This window comes from Paenibacillus sp. GCM10023250 (genome assembly GCF_042653205.1).
In the GTDB taxonomy this organism is placed as follows: Bacteria; Bacillota; Bacilli; order Paenibacillales; family Paenibacillaceae; genus Paenibacillus_Z.
Genome location: NZ_JBHSHY010000029.1, coordinates 13,663 through 30,912, shown reverse-complemented (window position 1 = coordinate 30,912; position 17,250 = coordinate 13,663). Strand labels below are relative to the sequence as shown.

General features: G+C 56.3%; 16 protein-coding genes and 1 other annotated feature. All 16 genes read right to left on the bottom strand.

The genetic code is table 11. The features are described 5' to 3' along the window. Positions 1–118: 118 nt before the first annotated feature. On the bottom strand, positions 119–3,739 hold the full coding sequence (rpoC, locus tag ACFPB1_RS19690) for a DNA-directed RNA polymerase subunit beta' (RefSeq protein ID WP_379227818.1): 3,621 nt from the start codon (positions 3,737–3,739) through the stop codon (positions 119–121). A 143-nt stretch (positions 3,740–3,882) separates the two neighbouring features. Further along, positions 3,883–7,446 (bottom strand): DNA-directed RNA polymerase subunit beta, encoded by a 3,564-nt coding sequence (gene rpoB, locus ACFPB1_RS19685; protein WP_379227817.1) that lies wholly within the window; start codon positions 7,444–7,446, stop codon positions 3,883–3,885. 346 nt (positions 7,447–7,792) lie between these two features. Beyond that, complete coding sequence (locus ACFPB1_RS19680) at positions 7,793–8,395, bottom strand: class I SAM-dependent methyltransferase (RefSeq protein ID WP_379227816.1); 603 nt, start codon at positions 8,393–8,395, stop codon at positions 7,793–7,795. Positions 8,396–8,488: 93 nt separating this feature from the next. Beyond that, positions 8,489–8,851, bottom strand: a complete 363-nt coding sequence (rplL, locus tag ACFPB1_RS19675; RefSeq protein WP_379227815.1) for a 50S ribosomal protein L7/L12 — start codon at positions 8,849–8,851, stop codon at positions 8,489–8,491. Between the two features lie 66 nt (positions 8,852–8,917). Continuing rightward, positions 8,918–9,415 carry a 50S ribosomal protein L10 gene (rplJ, locus tag ACFPB1_RS19670; protein WP_379227814.1) on the bottom strand — a complete coding sequence of 166 codons (498 nt, stop codon included), beginning with the start codon at positions 9,413–9,415 and terminating at the stop codon, positions 8,918–8,920. Positions 9,416–9,473: 58 nt separating this feature from the next. After that, positions 9,474–9,632, bottom strand: a sequence feature (ribosomal protein L10 leader region). Positions 9,633–9,649: 17 nt separating this feature from the next. Continuing rightward, complete coding sequence (gene rplA / locus ACFPB1_RS19665; RefSeq protein ID WP_379227813.1) at positions 9,650–10,342, bottom strand: 50S ribosomal protein L1; 693 nt, start codon at positions 10,340–10,342, stop codon at positions 9,650–9,652. A 136-nt stretch (positions 10,343–10,478) separates the two neighbouring features. After that, positions 10,479–10,904 (bottom strand): 50S ribosomal protein L11, encoded by a 426-nt coding sequence (rplK, locus tag ACFPB1_RS19660; RefSeq protein ID WP_090986357.1) that lies wholly within the window; start codon positions 10,902–10,904, stop codon positions 10,479–10,481. 56 nt (positions 10,905–10,960) lie between these two features. Further along, the gene (nusG, locus tag ACFPB1_RS19655) at positions 10,961–11,494 is read right to left on the bottom strand and encodes a transcription termination/antitermination protein NusG (protein WP_090649179.1); all 534 of its coding nucleotides are present in this window, start codon (positions 11,492–11,494) and stop codon (positions 10,961–10,963) included. 32 nt (positions 11,495–11,526) lie between these two features. Next, positions 11,527–11,736 (bottom strand): preprotein translocase subunit SecE, encoded by a 210-nt coding sequence (secE, locus tag ACFPB1_RS19650; protein ID WP_161705055.1) that lies wholly within the window; start codon positions 11,734–11,736, stop codon positions 11,527–11,529. A gap of 20 nt (positions 11,737–11,756) precedes the next feature. Further along, on the bottom strand, positions 11,757–11,906 hold the full coding sequence (gene rpmG, locus ACFPB1_RS19645; RefSeq protein ID WP_090583192.1) for a 50S ribosomal protein L33: 150 nt from the start codon (positions 11,904–11,906) through the stop codon (positions 11,757–11,759). A 426-nt stretch (positions 11,907–12,332) separates the two neighbouring features. Next, complete coding sequence (sigH, locus tag ACFPB1_RS19640; RefSeq protein WP_379227812.1) at positions 12,333–12,983, bottom strand: RNA polymerase sporulation sigma factor SigH; 651 nt, start codon at positions 12,981–12,983, stop codon at positions 12,333–12,335. Positions 12,984–13,272: 289 nt separating this feature from the next. Then, positions 13,273–13,797 (bottom strand): NYN domain-containing protein, encoded by a 525-nt coding sequence (locus tag ACFPB1_RS19635; protein WP_379227811.1) that lies wholly within the window; start codon positions 13,795–13,797, stop codon positions 13,273–13,275. A gap of 2 nt (positions 13,798–13,799) precedes the next feature. Continuing rightward, on the bottom strand, positions 13,800–14,567 hold the full coding sequence (gene rlmB / locus ACFPB1_RS19630) for a 23S rRNA (guanosine(2251)-2'-O)-methyltransferase RlmB (RefSeq protein WP_379227810.1): 768 nt from the start codon (positions 14,565–14,567) through the stop codon (positions 13,800–13,802). Then, positions 14,554–15,018 (bottom strand): Mini-ribonuclease 3, encoded by a 465-nt coding sequence (locus tag ACFPB1_RS19625; RefSeq protein WP_379227809.1) that lies wholly within the window; start codon positions 15,016–15,018, stop codon positions 14,554–14,556. Before ACFPB1_RS19625 ends, rlmB begins: the two co-directional genes overlap by 14 nt. After that, positions 15,015–16,415, bottom strand: coding sequence for a cysteine--tRNA ligase (gene cysS / locus ACFPB1_RS19620; RefSeq protein ID WP_379227808.1), 1,401 nt, complete (start codon positions 16,413–16,415; stop codon positions 15,015–15,017). Before cysS ends, ACFPB1_RS19625 begins: the two co-directional genes overlap by 4 nt. Further along, positions 16,412–17,140, bottom strand: coding sequence for a serine O-acetyltransferase (gene cysE / locus ACFPB1_RS19615; protein ID WP_379227807.1), 729 nt, complete (start codon positions 17,138–17,140; stop codon positions 16,412–16,414). Before cysE ends, cysS begins: the two co-directional genes overlap by 4 nt. Positions 17,141–17,250: the final 110 nt, after the last annotated feature.

The window sequence follows — 17,250 nt, the reverse complement described above, 5'->3', positions numbered from 1 at the left end:
ATGAAAATAAAGTAAACGAGGCGCGCCCATAACGGAGCGAAGAGCGATCAGGGAGACAGTCTACTCGAGACCGCCCCTTCTCGCTCTTCTCCGTACATTTAAGCGCAATTGCCTGGGTTTAAGATTCGACGGACACCGTCTCAGCCTCAAGCTGCTCTTCGAGCTGCTCGTCGTCCATGCCGGCTACTTGCACGCTTCTGTAGCGCTGCATGCCCGTACCCGCCGGAATCAGTTTGCCGATAATGACATTCTCTTTCAGGCCGAGCAATTGGTCGACTTTCCCTTTGATCGCGGCATCGGTCAAGACGCGAGTCGTCTCTTGGAACGAAGCGGCAGATAAGAAGGAATCGGTCTCCAGCGATGCTTTCGTAATCCCGAGCAGAACCGGTTTGGCGACGGCCGGCTCTTGGCCGGACAGGATCGCTTCGCGGTTGGCCGCTTCGTATTCGTGAATATCGACGAACGCGCCCGGGAGCAGCGTCGTGTCGCCGGCTTCGACGATCCGAATCTTACGCAGCATTTGTTTGACCATGACTTCGATGTGCTTGTCGTTGATCTCTACCCCTTGGTTCCGGTAAACGCGCTGAACTTCCTGCAGGATATAGTTCTGCACGCCGCGGATGCCTTTGATCCGGAGCATATCTTTCGGGTCGATGGAACCGTCCGTCAGCTCGTCGCCGGCTTCAATCTGCTTGCCTTTGACCACGCGGATGCGGGAGCCGAAGCTCACCGAATACACCTTGGACTCAGCCTCGCCCTGTACTTCGATTTCGCGGCGATCCTTCGTCTCGCGGATGTCTTTGATGACCCCGTCGATTTCGGAAATAATCGCTTGGCCTTTCGGATTCCGCGCTTCGAACAATTCTTGGATACGCGGCAAACCTTGCGTGATATCGTCGCCGGCAACGCCGCCGGTATGGAACGTACGCATGGTGAGCTGCGTGCCCGGCTCGCCGATTGATTGCGCGGCGATAATGCCGACCGCTTCGCCGATCTCGACGAATTTGCCCGTCGCGAGGTTACGGCCATAGCAGATCTTACATACGCCATGACGCGCGCGGCAGCTCAGCACGGAGCGGATTTGCAGTCTTTCGACACCTGCGGCGACGATCGCTTCCGCCTTGTTCGAATCGATCAGCTCGTTGCGCTGAACGATAACTTCCCCCGTTTGCGGGTGACGAACCGTCTCGAACGAGTAACGGCCTTCGATACGGTCGTACAGATCCTCGATGACCTCTTTGCCGTCTTGGATTTTGCTGACCATGAAGCCTTTGTCCGTGCCGCAATCGTCCTCGCGAACGATGACGTCCTGTGCGACGTCGACCAGACGACGGGTCAAGTAACCCGAGTCGGCCGTACGGAGGGCCGTATCGGCGAGACCTTTACGGGCGCCGTGCGTCGAGATAAAGTACTCGAGGACCGTCAGGCCTTCACGGAAATTCGATTTGATCGGCAACTCGATGATCCGGCCGGATGGGTTCGCCATCAGACCGCGCATGCCGCCGAGCTGCGTGATTTGCGATTTGTTGCCCCGCGCCTTGGAATCGACCATGAGCATGATGGAGTTGTAGCGGTCCATCGACTTCATGAGAATATCCGTGATTTGATCCTTCGTTTTGCTCCAGATCTCGATAACGCGGTCATACCGTTCTTCGTTCGTGATCAAACCGCGGCGGTATTGATTCGTAACGACCTTAACTTTATCTTCGGACTCACGCAGAATATCCTGCTTTTCCTCCGGAACGATAACGTCCGCAACGGCAACCGTGATGCCTGCGCGCGTGGAATATGTGAAGCCCAATTGTTTAATATGGTCAAGCATGACAGAAGTACGGGTCGTATGATATTGACGGAAGCATTCCGCAATAATCAAGCCGAGGTACTCTTTGCCGACGCCGCCGATTTGGCCGATCCCTTCCAGGAAAGCAACCAGGTCCGCGCCCTTCTCATGAACGAAATACTTCTCAGGCGTGCCCTGCAGCAGATTCACCTTCGTCGGTTCGTTGATGAATGGGAAGTCGCTCGGGAAAATTTCGTTGAAGATAACCTTGCCAACCGTCGTGCATATCAGCGCTTTTTGCTGCGCATCCGTAAAGGATGTCTTCTTCAGAACCTTAACGGGGATAAAGATCCGCGCATGCAGCGACACGATGCCGCGCTGGTAAGCCGAGATCGCTTCGTTGACCGTCGCGAACACCGATCCGCTGCCCTTGCCGTCTTTGTTGTCCATCGTCAGGTAGAAGCTGCCGAGGACCATATCCTGCGAAGGCGTAACAACCGGTTTACCGTCTTTCGGGTTCAAAATGTTGCCCGACGCCAGCATAAGCAGGCGCGCTTCGGCTTGCGCCTCGGCGGAAAGCGGTACGTGAACGGCCATTTGGTCGCCGTCGAAGTCCGCGTTGTACGCGGTACACACGAGCGGATGAAGCTTGATCGCGCGGCCTTCAACCAGAATCGGCTCGAACGCCTGGATGCCGAGACGGTGAAGCGTCGGGGCACGGTTCAGCAGAACCGGGTGCTCCTTGATGACTTCCTCGAGCACGTCCCAGACTTCCGGGCTGACACGTTCAACTTTGCGCTTCGCGCTCTTTATATTGTGAGCCAGGTTCTTGTTGACCAGCTCTTTCATGACGAACGGCTTGAACAGTTCCAGCGCCATTTCTTTCGGCAGGCCGCATTGGAACATTTTCAGGCTTGGTCCGACGACGATAACGGAACGGCCGGAGTAGTCGACCCGTTTGCCGAGCAAGTTTTGACGGAACCGGCCTTGCTTGCCCTTCAGCATGTGGCTGAGCGATTTCAGCGGACGGTTGCCCGGGCCTGTTACCGGACGGCCGCGGCGGCCGTTATCGATCAGCGCGTCGACCGCTTCCTGCAGCATCCGTTTCTCGTTCTGCACGATGATGTCCGGCGCGCCGAGATCAAGCAGACGTTTCAGACGGTTATTCCGGTTGATCACGCGGCGGTACAGGTCGTTCAGGTCGGACGTCGCGAAACGTCCGCCGTCCAGCTGCACCATCGGGCGAAGCTCCGGCGGAATGACCGGCAGCACGTCGAGAATCATCCATTCCGGCATGTTGCCGGAGTTGCGGAACGCTTCGATGACTTCAAGACGCTTGATCGCGCGGTTGCGGCGTTGGCCTTGCGCCGTGCGAAGGTCTTCCTTCAGCGTCTCGAGCTCGCGTTCCACGTCGATGTCCTGCAGCAGCTTCTTGACCGCTTCCGCGCCCATGCCCGCTTGGAAGCCGTAGCCGTACTTCTCGCGGTAGCTGCGGTATTCTTTCTCGGACAGCAGCTGTTTCTTCTCGAGCGGCGTATCCCCTGGATCGGTTACGACATAGGATGCGAAATAAATGATCTCTTCCAGCGAGCGGGGCGACATGTCGAGCGCCAGACCCATGCGGCTCGGGATGCCTTTAAAGTACCAAATATGCGATACGGGAGCCGCCAGCTCGATGTGGCCCATCCGTTCGCGGCGCACTTTCGCCCGCGTGACTTCGACGCCGCAGCGGTCGCAAACGACGCCTTTATAACGGACGCGTTTGTATTTGCCGCAATGACACTCCCAGTCTTTGGTCGGCCCGAAAATCTTTTCGCAAAACAGGCCTTCCTTCTCCGGTTTCAGCGTCCGGTAGTTGATCGTTTCCGGTTTCTTTACTTCTCCGCGGGACCACGAACGGATTTTATCCGGCGAAGCCAATCCGATCTTCATATACTCGAAGTTGTTCACGTCCAACAAGGAGCAACCCTCCTTCGTCATGGTTCACTTAATTCTTGCTGCGTCGAATGCCGTACGGCCGGTTCGCGCCCGCGATGGCACTCCCCGGCTTGATACGCCCAGAGGACGAATCGGCATTCTCTATTCCAAGGCAGTGGAAGCTGTTACTCCACGCCGACCTCTGCGCCTTCCAAGTTCAGGTTGAGCTTATCCGTCGTGCCGTCTTCGTCGTCGTCGATCTCTTTCATCTCGATCTCTTCTTCGTTCTCGGTCAGGATCTTAACGTCCATGCCCAAGCTCTGAAGCTCTTTGATCAAGACCTTGAACGACTCCGGTACGCCCGGCTCCGGCACGTTCTCGCCCTTCACGATGGACTCGTACGTTTTGACGCGGCCGACGACGTCGTCGGATTTCACGGTTAAAATCTCTTGCAGCGTATAGGCTGCGCCGTAAGCCTCGAGGGCCCAAACTTCCATCTCCCCGAAACGTTGGCCGCCGAATTGGGCTTTACCGCCCAACGGCTGCTGCGTAACAAGCGAGTACGGACCCGTGGAACGGGCATGAATTTTATCGTCGACCATGTGTGCCAGCTTAATCATGTACATGACGCCGACAGTGACTTCCCGCTCGAACGGCTCACCGGAGCGGCCGTCGTACAGAATCGTCTTGCCGTTGCGCTGCATGCCCGACTCTTCCATGGTATCGAATACGTCGTTCTCGCGCGCGCCGTCGAAGACCGGCGTCGCGGCGTGGATGCCGAGATGTTTACACGCCATACCCAAGTGGACTTCGAGCACCTGGCCGATGTTCATCCGGGAAGGTACGCCCAGCGGGTTCAGAACAACCTCGACCGGCGTGCCGTCCGGCAGGAACGGCATGTCTTCTTCCGGCAGGATGCGGGCGATAACCCCTTTGTTGCCGTGGCGTCCTGCCATTTTATCGCCTTCGGAAATCTTCCGCTTTTGCGCGATGTAGGCGCGAACCAGCTGATTGACGCCCGGCGGCAGTTCGTCGCCGTTCTCGCGGGTGAACACTTTCACGTCCACGACGATCCCGTCGGTACCGTGCGGAACGCGCAGGCTCGTGTCGCGCACTTCGCGCGCCTTCTCACCGAAGATCGCGTGCAGCAGGCGTTCTTCCGCCGTCAGTTCCGTAACCCCTTTAGGCGTTACTTTGCCGACGAGGATATCCCCAGCGCTGATCTCGGCGCCGACGCGAATAATGCCGCGCTCATCCAGGTTGCGGAGCGCTTCTTCGCCCACGTTCGGAATGTCGCGCGTGATTTCTTCCGGTCCGAGCTTCGTATCCCGCGCTTCGGATTCGTATTCCTCGATGTGAATCGAAGTATAGACATCCTCTTTCACGAGCTTCTCGCTCAACAGAATTGCATCCTCGTAGTTGTAGCCTTCCCAGGTCATGAACGCGACGACGACGTTGCGTCCAAGCGCGAGTTCACCCATTTCCGTGGAAGGACCGTCCGCGAGAATGTCGCCTTTTCTCACGATATCGCCCTTTTTGCAAATCGGACGTTGGTTAATGCACGTGCCTTGGTTGGAACGCATGAACTTGTGCAGTTTATGCTTCACCAAGTCGCCGGTAACCGGCTTACCGTCGACCGTTTCGACGCGGCGCAGCCAAATCTCGTTGGCGGACACGCGCTCGATGACGCCGTCGTATTTGGAGACGATGCACACGCCGGAATCCTTCGCCGACTTATGCTCCATGCCCGTGCCGACCAGCGGCGACTTCGGAATGAGAAGCGGCACGGCTTGCCGCTGCATGTTGGATCCCATGAGCGCGCGGTTGGAGTCGTCGTTCTCGAGGAACGGAATCAGCGCCGTCGCGACGGACACGACCTGTTTCGGAGAAACGTCCATGTAGTCGACGCGCTCGGTCGGCATCGTCAAAATGTTGTCGGCTTGCTTATTGTACCGCACGATGACGGCGTCCTCTTTGAACTTACCCTCTTCGTTCAGCTCCGCGTTCGCTTGCGCGATAACGTAGTTGTCTTCCTCGTCGGCCGTCAGGTACGCGATTTGCTCCGTGACGACGCCCGTCTTCGGATCGACCCAACGGTAAGGCGCTTCGATGAAGCCGTACTCGTTGATCCGGGCAAAGGTCGACAAGGAGTTGATCAACCCGATGTTCGGACCCTCCGGCGTTTCGATCGGACACATGCGGCCGTAGTGGGAGTTGTGCACGTCGCGGACCTCGAAGCCCGCGCGTTCCCGCGTCAAACCGCCCGGTCCGAGCGCGGACAGACGGCGCTTGTGCGTCAACTCGGCAAGCGGATTCGTCTGATCCATGAACTGCGACAATTGGGAAGATCCGAAGAACTCCTTGATCGACGCGATGACCGGACGAATGTTGATGAGCGCCTGCGGCGTGATCGCGTTGGCGTCCTGAATGGACATCCGCTCGCGCACGACGCGTTCCATCCGGGATAGTCCGATGCGGAACTGGTTCTGCAGCAGCTCGCCGACCGAACGCAGACGACGGTTGCCCAAGTGGTCGATGTCGTCCGTGCTGCCCACGCCATGAAGCAGATCGATGAAGTAATTGATGGAAGCGATGATGTCCGCCGGCGTAATGTGTTTGACCGCCTTGTCGATCATGCCGTTCGCGATGACCTTGATGACCTTGCTCTCGTCCAGCGGGGAGAATACGCTGACGGTTTGCAGAGGTATACTATCCGCATCCAGAACCCCGTTCGCGACATGGTACGTCTTGAAGCCGACGTTGTTCTCCAGGTACGGAATCAGCTCATCCAGCAGACGGCGGTCGATCATCTGGCCGGCTTCGGCCAAGATCTCGCCCGTGGTCGGATCGAAGAGCGTCTCGGCCAAACGTTGGTTGAACAGACGGTTCTTGATGTGCAGCTTCTTGTTGATTTTATAGCGGCCGACGTTCGCCAGATCGTAGCGCTTCGGATCGAAGAAACGCGCGACCAGAAGGCTCTTCGCGTTATCCAAGGTCGGCGGCTCGCCCGGACGAAGTCTTTCGTAAATTTCGATAAGCGCTTTTTCGGTGGAATCGGTATTGTCTTTATCCAGCGTGTTCCGGATATACTCGTCATGCCCCAGCAGATCCAAAATTTCGGCGTCCGTCCCGAAGCCGAGCGCGCGCAGCAATACCGTGACCGGAATTTTACGCGTGCGGTCAATCCGGACGTAAATGATGTCCTTCGCGTCGGTTTCCAGCTCCAGCCAGGCCCCGCGGTTCGGAATCACCGTCGCCGTGTAATTTTTCTTGCCGTTTTTGTCCACTTTCGTGCTAAAGTAAACGCTAGGTGAACGTACCAATTGGCTGACGATAACGCGTTCCGCTCCGTTGATGATGAACGTGCCCGTTTCGGTCATCAGCGGGAAGTCGCCCATGAACACTTCTTGCTCTTTAACTTCGCCGGTTTCCTTGTTAATGAGCCGAACCTTCACGCGCAGCGGAGCTGCGTACGTTACGTCGCGTTCTTTCGACTCGTCCACGGAATACTTCGGCTCGCCAAGCGAGTAGTCGATGAACTCCAGCATCAAATTGCCCGTAAAATCCTGAATCGGCGAGATGTCCTGGAAAAGCTCAAGCAAGTCCTTCTCCAAAAACTTCTCGTACGATTTTTGTTGGATTTCAATCAGGTTCGGAACTTCGAGCACCTCGCGGATGCGGGCATAGCTTCTGCGCGTGCGACGCCCATACTGAACAAGTTGTCCTGCCAACTTAACCTCACCCCTCATGTCTGCTTCACAGAAAGTGAACAATGACCGTGTATACACAAACATTGCTGTAACCAGAACGTGCAGCAGGCAAATTCTGATTCAATAAAGAAAAGCCCTTATCGAAAATTCGAAAAAAGAGCATGTTTCTGACAGTCAGCCTTCTACGCGGCCACAACCCGTAAAAGTCTCATATCAAGTAATTTTGACCCAAAATGTAAACATTATACGTCAAATTCGCTACTTTTATACGTTTAAAATAGCGCTTGACATTTTAGTTCGCTAAAGAGATTGAGCCCATTTTAATGCTGACATTTTATAATGATACCACATTAGCACTAGCGAGTCAACAAATGATTCTAGGTGCCTATTGTTCTTTGCACGCTCGATAGATGCGGTACCCTTTTTCTTTCGTAACCTCTTCCACGTTCCCGAATACGGCTTCAAGCTTCGCTTCCGCGGACGGCGCCCCCTGCTTCTTCTGAATGACGACCCACATGGAGCCTCCCGGATTCAGCAATTCGGCACCTTCTTCGAAAATCCGATGCACGACCTCTTTGCCCGCCCGAATCGGCGGATTGGTAAGGATCGTATCGAACGTCCGCTCCCGCACGCGCTCGAACAAATCGCTTTGCATGGCGGCCGCATTCGAAATGACGTTCAGCTTAATATTTTCATTCGCAAGCGCAACCGCGCGCTCGTTGATGTCGATCATCGTCACGTGGCCTGCCGGCGCCAGCTTGGCCGCGGCAATGCCCATAGGTCCGTAGCCGCATCCGACATCCAGTATCCGATCCCGGTCGCCGACCTCCAGCGCATCGATCAGTACGCGGCTGCCGAAATCGACGCCCGTCTTCGAAAAGACGCCGGCATCCGTTACGAAACGAAGCGTATGGCCGCGCAGGACGGTTTCGAACTGCTGACGGTCATGCTTGGTGCTTGGCGACTGCGTATAGTAATGATCCGGCATGCTACTCCTCCTGGTTCCGCTAGCTTGATCGTTATCATAAGGAAACCCCTTGAAGCGATTGCTTCAAGGGGTCTGCCGCTGATAAGCCGGTGATTACTTCACTTCTACGGAAGCGCCAGCTGCTTCGAGTTTTTCTTTGATAGCGTCGGCATCTTCTTTGGATACTTTTTCTTTGATCGGTTTAGGAGCGCCGTCAACAAGGTCTTTCGCTTCTTTCAGGCCGAGACCCGTGATTTCGCGAACGACTTTGATAACGTTGATTTTGGAAGCGCCAGCGTTGTTCAGGATGACGTCGAATTCGGATTGCTCTTCGACAACGGCAGCTGCCGCGCCGCCTGCGAATGCTACAGGAGCCGCAGCCGTTACGCCGAATTCTTCTTCGATTGCTTTAACCAGGTCGTTCAGTTCAAGAACGTTCATGCCTTTAATGGCTTCCAAGATTTGCTCTTTGCTCATGAGATAAACCTCCAATAATTTGTTTTAATTTGGGTATTCCGACTCTCCGGCGGACCGGAGCCGTAATTAAGCTTCTTGTTTCTCCGCGACAGCTTTAACCGCAAGGGCGAAGTTGCGCATAGGCGCTTGGAGCACGCTGAGGAGCATGGAGAGCAAACCTTCGCGCGACGGCAGATCCGCCAACGCTTTGATTTGGTCCGCGCTGAATACTTGACCGTCCACGACGCCGCCTTTCAGTTTCAGAGCGTCGTTCTTCTTAGCGAAGTCAGCCAGGATTTTGGCTGGCGCAACTGCGTCGTCTTTGCTGAACGCGACAGCCGTAGGGCCGGCCAGAACGGCATCCAGATCAGTCAGTTCCGCATTTGCGGTCGCACGGCGGACGAGCGAGTTTTTCAGAACTTGGAACTCGACGTTAGCCTCGCGCAGTTGTTTACGCAGTTCCGTTACTTGCGCAACGTTAAGACCGCGGTAATCGGCTACGACCGTGCTGGAGCTCTCGCGAAGCTTCGCCGTGATTTCCGCGACGGCCTGCTCTTTACCTTGAATGATTTTTGCGTTTGCCAAAATGTACACCTCCCGTTATGTTGTCGACATCCCGATGTAGCAGCGGATTCCTTCCCCCGCGATGCATGAGAAAGGCCCCCGCAGACAGTGCGAAGGCCATGATGGTCCGTTACCCGCACACCCGATGGGTGGGCGTACAAACACGTTTATCATAACACCTCGGTAGGAAATTAAGCCGAAAGGCACCTACTGTCTTCGGTATGCATATTCGATTCTAAAATTTCCGTAAATCGCTTAGCGGAACGAAGCGGCGTTCAGACGAGCGCCAGGTCCCATCGTCGAAGAAACGGAAACGCCTTTCAGGTAAACCCCTTTTGCTGCAGCCGGCTTAGCACGGTTCAGCGCGTCGATCAGCGTCTTCAGGTTTTCGTTCAGCTTCTCGGAGTCGAACGAAACTTTGCCGATCGGCGCATGGATTTGACCTGCGCGATCAAGACGGTATTCAATCTTACCGGCCTTGATTTCTTGGACGGCTTTCGTAACGTCGAACGTTACGGTACCCGCTTTAGGGTTAGGCATGAGGCCTTTACCGCCGAGGATACGACCGAGTTTACCAACTTCAGCCATCATGTCCGGAGTCGCGACGCAAACGTCGAACTCGAACCAGCCTTGTTGGATTTTCGCGATTACGTCAGCGTCGCCGACATAATCCGCGCCTGCTGCTTCCGCTTCTTTGGCTTTGTCGCCTTTCGCGAAAACGAGAACGCGTTTCGTTTTACCCGTACCATGCGGGAGTACCACGACGCCGCGGACGGCTTGGTCTTGCTTCTTAGGGTCAACGCCCAGACGCACAGCAACTTCGACGGTTTCGTCAAACTTTGCAGTAGCGGCTTTCTTCACGAGCTCGATCGCTTCGAGCGACTCGTACGTAGCTTCGGCGTCGATCACTTTGAGGGCTTCTTGATACTTCTTACCGTGTTTAGCCATGTGTAAATCTCCTCCTTGTGTGGTAATAACGGAAATCCCCCGGCACTCCGGAGTCCCTCCCACCCGGCTGAACGAGACGTTCCGCCGGACAGACAACGCAGTCTAGCGTGTCTAAAACATGCGCGCGTATCGACAATCAGTCTTCGACGACGACGCCCATGCTGCGTGCCGTACCTTCAACCATGCGCATAGCTGCTTCGACCGAAGCCGCGTTGAGGTCAGGCATCTTTTGTTCTGCGATTTCGCGAACGACGGAACGCTTAACCGTAGCGACTTTCTTCTTGTTCGGTTCGCCGGAACCTTTAGCGATTTTAGCGGCGACGCGAAGAAGAACTGCTGCCGGCGGCGTTTTCGTTTCGAACGTGAACGAACGGTCCTCGAATACCGTGATGACAACCGGAATGATGAGACCCGCTTGATCGGCCGTACGAGCGTTGAACTCCTTACAGAACGCCATGATGTTAACGCCTGCTTGACCCAGGGCCGGACCGATCGGCGGAGCCGGATTCGCTTTGCCTGCTGGAACTTGCAGTTTAACCAACTTGATGACCTTTTTTGCCATTGTGAACACCTCCTTGCCGTAGTAATCACATGCTTAAGCATCGGAAACCAGGTTTATTATACCTTTTCCACTTGGCCGTAATCCAGCTCAACCGGCGTTTCCCTGCCGAACATGTTGACATGAACCTTCAGCTTGCTCTTGTCGAGGAGAATTTCTTCCACCGTACCGACAAAATTGGCGAATGGCCCGACTTTGACACGCACCGTTTCCTTCAAATCGAATTCGATTTTCGGTTTCGGCTCTTCCATGCCCATATGTTTCAAAATTTGATCCACTTCATCAGGCAAAAGCGGAGTTGGTTTTGAACCTGAGCCCGTTGAACCGACGAATCCGGTTACGCCTGGAGTGTTGCGAACGACATACCAAGAATCATCGGTCTGAATCATTTCGACGAGGACATAGCCAGGGTAAACTTTACGCATGACGGTCTTTTTCTTACCGTCCTTGTCTACCACTTCTTCCTCCATCGGAACGAGCACGCGGAAGATCTTGTCCTCCATGCCCATCGATTCAACGCGCTTCTCGAGGTTCGCTTTCACTTTGTTCTCATAACCCGAGTAGGTGTGTACAACGTACCATCTTTTTTCCATCATTTCCATAACAAGCCACCCTTGGCCCCTTCTTAAACAATCAGTTCGACCAATGCGGAAATCCCGATGTCAAGCACCCAGAAGTAAATTGTCATTGCTATAATCGTGAAAAACACGACGAGGGAATAGCTTGTCAATTCTTTGCGGCTTGGCCAACGGACTTTCTTCAATTCAGCGAAGCTGTCGGTGAAGAAGGAAAACGTCGATCCGAAGCTCTGCTTCAGCTTAGCTAAAAATGCCACGTTCACACCTCCAAAGTGACCTATCGGGTTTCGCGATGAGGAGTATGCTCGTTACAATACTTGCAAAACTTCTTCATCTCGATACGGTCAGGGTGATTCCGTTTGTTCTTGCTGGAAGCATAGTTTCTTTGTTTGCAATTCGTGCAAGCCAACGTAATAATTACCCGCATTGTCGACACCTCCCAAACTAAACATAGATAAAGGTTTTACGCGCTGTGTATGTGAAACTAGCCTGATTGACCCATAATAAAAAAAGACCTATTTAGGGCTACCAAAACACTTTATCACAAGCACTAGGGAGTGTCAAGGCGAAACAGCCGTGCCTTGTACTGGCAGCGATGGCAGATTCCGTCCCACAAGACAATCGTCAGCGCGCGAGGCAAACCTCGCAAACTGTCGGATTCCGTGCGGCTCGCATTCCGCGGCCCCCTCTATCGGCTGAGTAAACGTCCATTTCGGCATGAGGCAGCAGCGCAAAGAAACGAAAAATTTTCCTTCTTCGTCTTATCCAGTATCGACGCCGGATGATGGTTTCAAACCCCAAAAACCTTCCCGCTAAATAAAAAAAGAGCCTTGATCGGCTCTTGGCTGACGCGTTAAATCCCGATATTCCGGACTTCCAGATACCGCTCGAGCTTTCGCTTCACGCGCTGAAGCGCGTTGTCGATGGACTTCACGTGGCGATCCAAGTCGACGGCGATTTCCTGATACGACTTCCCGTCCAAATAGAGCATCAGCACCTTGCGTTCGAGATCGCTCAGGATCTCGGACATCTTGTCTTCCAGGCCGACGAACTCTTCTTGGTTAATGATCAGCTCTTCCGGGTCCGACACCCGCGTACCGCAAATAACGTCGAGCAGCGTGCGGTCAGAATCTTCGTCGTAGATGGGCTTGTCCAGCGAAACGTACGAATTCAGCGGAATATGCTTCTGCCGCGTGGCCGTCTTGATGGCCGTGATGATCTGCCGCGTGATGCACAGTTCGGCAAAGGCTTTGAACGATGCCAGTTTGTCGCCTTTGAAGTCCCGGATCGCTTTATACAACCCGATCATGCCTTCTTGGACGATGTCTTCGCGATCGGCCCCGATGAGAAAATAGGAACGCGCTTTGGCCCGGACAAAGTTCTTATACCGATTAATCAAATACTCCAGTGCTTCGCCGTCGCCGTCGCGAACCATATCGACAACGTCTTCGTCCGTTTTGCAGTCATAGTCCAGCGTTTTCCATTCTCTGAGGTCGATGCTCACGAACAATCCCTCCGGCTCGAAAGGCATGAAAGCCCCGTAACTTCAGCAGCGCAATGATTAACCGGCCCGCAGCGCGCAATCGCAAATCGTGTTCGCCAAAACCGGCGAAACCGATTCTAGCAGCAATCTCCGTTCAGAAACATAGACTCAGTATACATTACGTAACCTTGAACCGTCAATGACGATCATGTCCGGATCCTGCTAATTATCTAGCAAAATTGGGATTTCGCGCCTAAAAATCAGGTTCTCGCGTCACTTATGATAACCTGAATTTCACACATAGTTAACATTAGCTTTTTCCCCTGCGAAGCTTCTCGAGTTTCATGCGCACGTCCATGCTCAAGTTGCCGTCAAGCTCGTTTCGGACCTTATTCCGCTGATCAACGACCCGCTGCTCGATCGCCTTGCGGTTCTGCTTGATTTCGATCAGCAGTTCGCGGGCGGAGATGCGCAGTGCGCCTTTGCCGAACGCGACGTGCTGCTCCACCAGATCCGACGTCGCCACGTGGATGTTGCGGCTTCGCATGGCCAGGTTCGAGGCCAGCCGCTCGATGCAGGCGTCCGCGGTTTCCTTCTCCTTGGTGTACACGACCGTCAGCCGGTGTTGCTTGAACGTCGAACCGACGCCCGGCACCTGATGCGCATCGAACACGACGATAACCGTCATGCCCGTAAAGCCTTGGTAGTCCGCCAGCATCTCGAGCAGCCGGTCGCGCGCGTCCTCCAGCTCCTTGTCCCGCAGGGCGGCCAGCTCCGGCCATGCCCCGATCATGTTATAGCCGTCCACGAGCAGGACGTCGTCGCGCCGCTTCACGGTTACTTGCCGAGAGCGAGCCGCTGCCGCAGAACTTCGTACATCAGCACGCCGGCCGCGACGGACGCGTTCAGGGAGTTCAACTGCCCGTGCATCGGGAGCTTGATCAGGAAATCGCATTTCTCGCGGATGAGCCGGCCAATGCCCTTGGCCTCGTTGCCGATGACGACGGCGAGCGGCATGTCGAATTTCATGCCCGACGCGAACACGTCCCGCTCCGCGCCGACGTCCGCGCCCGCGACCCATACGCCCGCTTCCTTCAGCTTGTCGATCGTCTGCGCCATGTTCGTGACCCGCGCGACCGGCACGTACTCCACCGCGCCGGCCGACGTCTTGGCGACCGTCGCCGTCAGCGACGCGGACCGCCGCTTCGGAATGACGACGCCGTGCACGCCTGTGCATTCCGCCGTTCGCAGGATCGAACCGAGGTTATGCGGATCTTCGATCTCGTCGAGCAGCAGGAAGAACGGCAGTTCGCCACTCTCTTTCGCCCGCGCGATCAGCTCCTCCACTTCGAAATACCTATAGGCCGCCGCTTGGGCCACGATTCCTTGATGGTTCGCGCCCTCGACCAGCTGGTCCAGCTTGCGCTTGTCGACGATCTGGACGATCAGCCCCGCCTTCTTCGCCTCCAGCATGAGCGGCTGGGCGCTCTTCTGCGCCTGCTCGGTGACCCAGATTTTATTGATTTCCCGCCCGGAGCGCAGCGCCTCCATGACGGGATGCCTGCCCGCGATCCATTCCTGCGGTTGTTCTTCATGCTCGCGCATCTTGATTCTCCTTCGTTGTGCCGCCGTCTGCCGCGTCGCCGAAAGCGATCGCCATCAGCTCGCGCAGACGTCCGACCTGCTTGCCGTAATAGAGATAGCCGACGAGGCATTCCAATGCCGTCGCCTGTTTATAGTGAGCGGGATCCGCGTTCTTCGGCATCGTGCCGGACTTCGCGTTGCGTCCCCGCCGCACGATGTCCGCCTCCGCTTCCGTCAAATGCGGCCGCCATTTCTCCAAGATATGAAACTGCGCCTTCGCCGACACGAACTGCGTCGCCTGCCGGTGCAGATGATGCGGCCGATGGTTGGGCAGCGAGATCAAATACTGCCGCACCAGCACTTCGTAGACCGCATCGCCGATATACGCAAGGACGATCGGGTTCATCAGGTCGATCGGCTTCATCGGCTCATGGAACCAGAGATGCAGCTCTTCCGATGGCCCGCCGGTCATTTGCGCTTCCAGCGGATGCCCTGCGGCGTGTCTTCCAGGACGATGCCCTGCGCCGCGAGCAGGTCGCGGATCTCGTCGGCCCGCTTCCAGTTCTTCGCGGCGCGCGCCTCCGTGCGCTCCACGATCAGCGCGTCGATCTCCGCGTCCAGCAGCTCCTCGTCGGCGCCGAGCAAGCCAAGCACGCGGTCGAACGCATCGAACGCATCGAGCAGCAGCCGCACCGACTCCGGCGACACGACCGGCCGCTGCAGCAGCTGGTTCGCTTCGCTGACGAGGTCGAACAGCGCGGTAATCGCGTCCGGCGTATTGAAATCGTCGTCCATCTTGGCATTGAACTGCGCCTTGATCTCCGAGATGCGCGCCTTGAGCGCCGTCAGCTCTTCGCCCGCCGGGCTCACCGCCGTCCGCAGCCGGTGCTTCAGATTCGAGACGGCGTTGGCGATGCGCTCGATGCTGTTCTGCGCCTGCTCCATCGTCTCGTCATTGAAATTCAGCGGGCTCCGGTAATGGCCGGAGAGCATGAAGTACCGGATGACCGCCGGCTTGAACCGGCTGAGGAGTTCCTGCACCGTAATGCCGTTGCCGAGCGATTTGGACATTTTCTCGTTGTTGATGTTGATGAAGCCGTTATGCATCCAGTAGTTGGCGAGCGGCTTGCCCGTCAGCACTTCCGACTGCGCGATCTCGCACTCGTGGTGCGGGAACTGCAGATCATGGCCGCCGCCGTGAATATCGAGCGTGTCGCCCAAATATTTGCGCGCCATCGCCGAGCACTCGATATGCCAGCCCGGCCGCCCCGGTCCCCACGGGCTCTCCCAGTTGATCTCGCCGGGCTTCGCCGCTTTCCAGAGGACGAAATCCTGCCCGTTCTCCTTGCGCTCGTCGACGCCGATCCGGATGCCGAGCTGCAGCTCCTCCAGATTCTGATGCGACAGCTTGCCGTAGTCCGGGAAGGTGCTCGTACGGTAGAACACGTCGCCGCCGTTCTCGTACGCGTGCCCTTCGGCGACGAGCTCGGAGATGAACGTGATGATCTCCGGAATGTTCTCGGTAACCCGCGGGTTGAACGACGCCTTGCGGATGCCGAGGCCCTCGATGTTTTCCTTGAAGGCGGCGATGAACCGCTCGGCCACCTCCGGTACCGTCGTGCCGAGCTGCTCCGCCTTGCGGATCAGCTTGTCGTCGACGTCGGTGAAGTTGACGACGTAATGCACGTCGTAGCCGATCGATTCCAGGTACCGGCGCACGACGTCGAAAAAGATCGCCGGCCGCGCGTTCCCGATATGGATGTAATCGTAGACCGTCGGTCCGCAGACGTACATATTCACTTTACCCGGGGTCAGCGTCTTGAAGTCTTCCTTCTCGCGCGTCATCGTATTATATATCCGCAACGTCATGATCTCGTTTCTCCTCCAGCTACTGCATGTTTATGTTTTTCCGGCCGTTCGCGCAGCTCCGCTTCCAACCGTTCGATCCGTTCCTGCTTGTCGCGCCGCTCGCGCTCCAGCTCCAACCGCAGCTCCGCCACTTCCTTCTGCATCGCGCGCAGCATCTCGATCACGGGATCCGGCAGCTGGGCATGGTCGAGCCGGTCGCCTACGCGGGCGCCGTTGCGCTTGACGATCCGTCCCGGGATGCCGACAACCGTGCTGCTCTCCGGCACCTCCCGGAGCACGACGGAATTCGCGCCGATATTCACATTGTCCCCAACCTTGAAAGAGCCTAGCACCTTCGCGCCGGACGCGATGACCACGTTATTGCCGATCGTCGGGTGGCGCTTGCCTTTTTCTTTCCCCGTTCCGCCGAGCGTGACGCCCTGATAGATGATGACGTTGTCGCCGATTTCGCACGTCTCCCCGATGACGACGCCCATGCCGTGGTCGATGAACAGCCGCTCGCCGATCCGCGCGCCGGGGTGGATCTCGATGCCGGTGAAGAACCGGCTCGTTTGGGAAATAATCCGCGCAATCGTAAACCACTTGCGTTTGAAAAAGGCGTGCGCGATCCTATGCGCCCAGATGGCGTGCAGCCCCGAATACGTGAAGACGACCTCGAATATGTTCCTCGCGGCGGGATCGTTCTCCAGCACCGCCTGAATATCGGATTTCATCGAGCGCAGCATGGTCAGGCCCCCCTCTCTACCTCTCCTGGATGACAAGCTCTCCTAGCCGGTAACGGTAAACAAAAACGCCCCCGCAGCCCTAAACGGGCTGCAGAGGCGTACTCCTACGC